Origin of the sequence: Streptomyces albus subsp. chlorinus (assembly GCF_013302895.1) — a bacterium.
GTDB lineage: Bacteria > Actinomycetota > Actinomycetes > Streptomycetales > Streptomycetaceae > Streptomyces > Streptomyces chlorinus.
This window is the reverse complement of sequence record NZ_VJOK01000001.1, coordinates 773661-777679: the sequence shown is the minus strand read 5'-3', so window position 1 is coordinate 777679 and position 4019 is coordinate 773661. Positions and strand designations below refer to the sequence as shown.

The following is a 4019-nucleotide window of genomic DNA, read 5'->3' as shown; positions in this document are numbered from 1 at the left end:
ACGCTGACACCGCGGCCGGGCGGGCACCGGCCGGCGGCTCGGCGCCCACCCGGCCCGCCACCCGCCCCGGACCCGCGCCGGGGGGGGCCGGACCGTCAGCCGAACGCGGCAGCCGTGCCGCCCAGGGCCGGGGTCAGCCAGGACGGGGCCGCCGCGCGGAAGAGCGCGGGCGCCATCGCGCCCGCACCCCGGGGTAGGGCACCGGCCAGCGGCAGCCCCGTGTAGCGGGGCAGGTCGGCGAGGTTGCAGCGCTCGGCGAGGCCCGGCTCGGCGGGCATGCTGCCGATCACCGTGCCCGCGCACTCCACGCGCCGGGCCCGCAGCGCCTCGGCCGTCAGCGTCGCCGTGTTCAGCGTGCCCAGCCCCGCCTGGACGACGACCAGGACGGGTGCCGCCAGCAGCCGGGCGACGTCCGCCAGGGTCGAACCCCCCTCGTCGAACCGCACCAGCAGGCCGCCCGCGCCCTCCACCAGCACCAGGTCGTGGGAGGCGGCCAGCTTCTCCGCCGTCTCCGCGACCCGGCGCGCCGGCAGGCACGGCAGCCCCGCGCGCCGCGCGGCCGTCTCCGGCGCCAGCGGCTCGGGGTACCGGGCCAGTTCGACGCAGGTGAGCGGGCCGGAGCCGGTGAGCCGGCGCACCTCGTCCACGTCACCCGGCTCCCCGGGCGCCACCCCCGTCTGCGCCGGTTTCAGCACGGCGACCGAGAGGCCCGCGCCGAGCGCGCAGGCCGCCACCGCCGCCGTCGTCACCGTCTTGCCGATCTCCGTTCCCGCGCCGGAGACGCACACCACACCCCGCACCGCTGCCCTCATCCTTCCCGGGCCGCCGCGCACAGCGCGGCGGCGATCCGTGCGACGTCCTCGTCACCCGTCACATACGGGGGCATCGCGTACACCATGTCGCGGAACGGCCGCAGCCACACCCCGGCCCGCACCGCGGCGCGGGTCGCGGCCGCCGTATCCACCTGGTGGTCGAGGCGTACGACGGCGATGGCGCCGAGCACGCTCACCTCGCGCACACCGGGCAGCCCGGCCGCCCCGGCGAGGCCCGCGCGCAGCCCGTCGCCGATCCGCCGCACCTCGGCCCGCCAGTCCTGGGACAGCAGCAGGCCGAGGGAGGCGTCCGCGACGGCGGAGGCGAGCGGGTTGCCCATGAACGTGGGGCCGTGCGCCAGCACCGGTACCGAGCCGCGCGCGATCCCCTCCGCCACGCGCGGCGTGCACAAGGTGGCAGCCATCGACAGATAGCCGCCGGTCAGCGCCTTGCCGACACACATCACGTCCGGGGTGACCCCGGCGTGCCCGGCGGCGAACAGCTCGCCGGTACGGCCGAACCCGGTGGCGATCTCGTCCAGCACCAGCAGCACCCCGTGCTCGTCGCACGCCTCGCGCAGCGCCCGCACGTACGCGGGGGAGTGGAACCGCATCCCGCCCGCGCCCTGCACCACCGGTTCGACGATGACGGCGGCCAGCTCGCCGGCGTGCCGCCCCACCGTCTCCCGCAGGTGGGCGAGGTACGCCTCGTCGGGTTCCGCGTCGAAACCGGACGGCGGCGCGTCGGCGAACACCTGCACGGGCAGCGCGCCCGACCACAGGTGGTGCATCCCGCCGTCGGGGTCGCACACCGACATCGGCTGCCAGGTGTCGCCGTGGTAGCCACCCCGCCAGGTCATCAGCCGGCGTTTGCGGGGCCGCCCCAGCGACCGCCAGTGCTGGAGGCACATCTTGACGGCGACCTCGACCGCGACCGACCCGGAGTCGCACAGGAAGACGTGCTCCAGGTCCCCGGGCGCCAGCCCGGCCAGCCGCCGCGCCAGCCGCACGGCCGGCTCATGGGTGAGGCCGCCGAACATCACATGGCTCATCCGGCCGAGCTGGGCGCGGACCGCCTCGTTGAGCACCGGGTGGTTGTAGCCGTGGACGGCCGACCACCAGGACGACATGCCGTCCACCAACTCCCGCCGCCCGTACGCGGGCCGCGCCAGCCGCAGCCGCACCCCGGAAGCGGACTCCACCACCAGCGGCTCGCTGGTGCCGGGCATCGGCGCGTACGGGTGCCACACGTGCCGCCGGTCCAGCTCCAGCAGTTCACCGGGCTCCAGGGGTGGCGGCGGTGCCCACCCGGCGGACGCCGGCCCGCAGGCGCCGGACGGGTCCGCGGCGGCGCGTGCGGCGGCGACGGCCACCGCGGTCGTGCTGTCAGGCATTGGGCGGCAGCTCCGTCCCCGCGCCGCGCATCCGCACGGCCACCCGCTCGTGGGGCCGCTCGGGCCGGCCCGCCGCCTCCTCGCGCCGGTGTTCGGGGAGCGTGCTCGTCTCCCGGCCCTCCACCACGAAACCGGCGTCCGCGATCATGTCGAGGTCGGCCTTGCCCGCCTGGCCCTCGCTGGTGAGGTAGTCGCCCAGGAAGACCGAGTTCGCCAGGTGCAGCGCCAGCGGCTGGAGCGAACGCAGGTGCACCTCCCGGCCGGCCGCCAGCCGCACCTCCGCGTCCGGGCACACGAACCGCACCATCGCCAGGATGCGCAGCGCCCGCTGCGGCGTCAGGTTCCACTCACCGGCCAGCGGCGTGCCCTCGAAGGGGAGCAGGAAGTTGACCGGCACCGAGTCCGCGTCCAGCTCGCGCAGCGAGAAGACCACATCGATCAGGTCCTCGTCGCTCTCGCCCATGCCCGCGATCAGCCCCGAGCAGGGGGAGAGCCCGGCGGCCCGCGCCTGCTTCACGGTCGCCACACGGTCCTCGAAGGTGTGGGTGGTGCAGATGTCGCCGTAGGCGGCCTCGGACGTGTTGAGGTTGTGGTTGTAGGCGTCGGCGCCCGCCTCCCGCAGCCGTTCGGCCTGCCCGTCGGCGAGCAGCCCGAGGCACGCGCACACCTCCACGCCCTCGGCGCGCTCCTTGATGGCCTCGATGGTGCGCGAGACCCGGCGGATGTCGCCGTCGGTGGGGCCGCGTCCGCTCGCCACGACACAGACCCGCTTGGCGCCGCCGCGCACCCCCGCCGCCGCGGCCTCGGCGGCCTGCTCGGGCCTGAGCCAGGTGTACTTGAGGATGCCGGCCTCGGAGCCGAGCCGCTGGGAGCAGTACGAACAGTCCTCGGGGCACAGCCCGGACTTCAGGTTCACCAGGTAGTTGAGCTTCACCCGGCGTCCGAACCACTTCCGGCGCACCTTCCCGGCCGCCGCCACCACATCGAGCAGCTCGTCATCGGCGGACCGCAGCACCGCCAGCGCCTCGTCACGTGTGGGCGTCTCACCGCGGAGCCCCTTGTCCACCAGTGCGTTCAGCAGGTCGTCCATGGGGCACGATCCTTGCCGATGCCCCGGCGCCGGGTAATGGAGGAAGGCTACAAGACCGCCTGAGCGAGGTGTGGAAGTTGTCACACGTTGGCGTCCGAGATGGCGGGTTAGTTTCTATTGACAGCCTACAAACGCCTGCCCGGAAAACCGACCGGGCGCCGTGTGGCACGCGACGGACACACGAGGGAAAGAGGCCCATGTCCCCTCACCCGCACCGGCACCCTCACCCGGAACGGCCGTCCCCCTTCTCCTGGACGGCCGCCGCGCTCGGCGCGCGCCGCGCCGCCGGGCTGCTGCGCACCCTGGCGCCCCGGCCGGCCGACTCCCCGCTGCTCGACCTGGCGGGCAACGACTACCTCGGCCTCTCCCGCCACCCCGAGGTCACCTCCGCCGCCGCCGAGGCGGCCCTGCGCTGGGGTGCCGGCGCCGGCGGCTCCCGGCTGGTGACCGGCTCCACCGAGCTGCACGCCGAACTGGAGGAGGAGCTGGCCGCCTTCTGCGGTTTCGAGGCCGCCCTCGTGCTCTCCTCCGGGTACGCCGCCAACATCGCCGCCGTCACCGCGCTCACCAACGCCCCCGGCGATCCGGGGCTGCTGGTGTGCGACGCGCACAACCACGCCTCGCTGATCGACGGTTGCCGCCTCTCGCGGGCCCGCCGGGCCGTCGTCCCGCACGCCGACCCCCGGGCCGTCGCCAAGGAACTGGACGCGCACCGGGGCCGGG

At 75.4% G+C, this 4019-nt stretch carries 4 protein-coding genes; 1 reads left to right on the top strand and 3 read right to left on the bottom strand.

Going from position 1 to position 4019, the window contains the following annotated elements; translation table 11 throughout:
• Nucleotides 1–95 precede the first annotated feature (95 nt).
• Genes bioD through bioB form a run of 3 tightly spaced genes read right to left on the bottom strand, consistent with a single transcriptional unit; the run spans nt 96 to nt 3296 of the window.
• Nucleotides 96–812: a dethiobiotin synthase gene (gene bioD, locus FM076_RS03625; protein ID WP_173868493.1), complete on the bottom strand. Its 717-nt coding sequence runs from the start codon at nt 810–812 to the stop codon at nt 96–98.
• Complete coding sequence (locus FM076_RS03620; RefSeq protein ID WP_173868492.1) at nt 809–2206, bottom strand: adenosylmethionine--8-amino-7-oxononanoate transaminase; 1398 nt, start codon at nt 2204–2206, stop codon at nt 809–811. Before FM076_RS03620 ends, bioD begins: the two co-directional genes overlap by 4 nt.
• Nucleotides 2199–3296: a biotin synthase BioB gene (bioB, locus tag FM076_RS03615; protein WP_173868491.1), complete on the bottom strand. Its 1098-nt coding sequence runs from the start codon at nt 3294–3296 to the stop codon at nt 2199–2201. Before bioB ends, FM076_RS03620 begins: the two co-directional genes overlap by 8 nt.
• Before the next feature lie 197 nt (nt 3297–3493).
• On the opposite strand from bioB, the gene FM076_RS03610 reads away from it, so the two are divergent.
• Nucleotides 3494–4019: aminotransferase class I/II-fold pyridoxal phosphate-dependent enzyme (locus FM076_RS03610; protein ID WP_173868490.1), on the top strand; the 526-nt coding region annotated here is incomplete at its 3' end.

Excerpts from the sequence above, each read along its gene's own strand:
- bioD (WP_173868493.1), bottom strand. The coding sequence starts at position 812 with ATGAGGGCAGCGGTGCGGGGTGTGGTGTGCGTCTCCGGCGCGGGAACG.
- FM076_RS03620 (WP_173868492.1), bottom strand. The coding sequence starts at position 2,206 with ATGCCTGACAGCACGACCGCGGTGGCCGTCGCCGCCGCACGCGCCGCC.
- bioB (WP_173868491.1), bottom strand. The coding sequence starts at position 3,296 with ATGGACGACCTGCTGAACGCACTGGTGGACAAGGGGCTCCGCGGTGAG.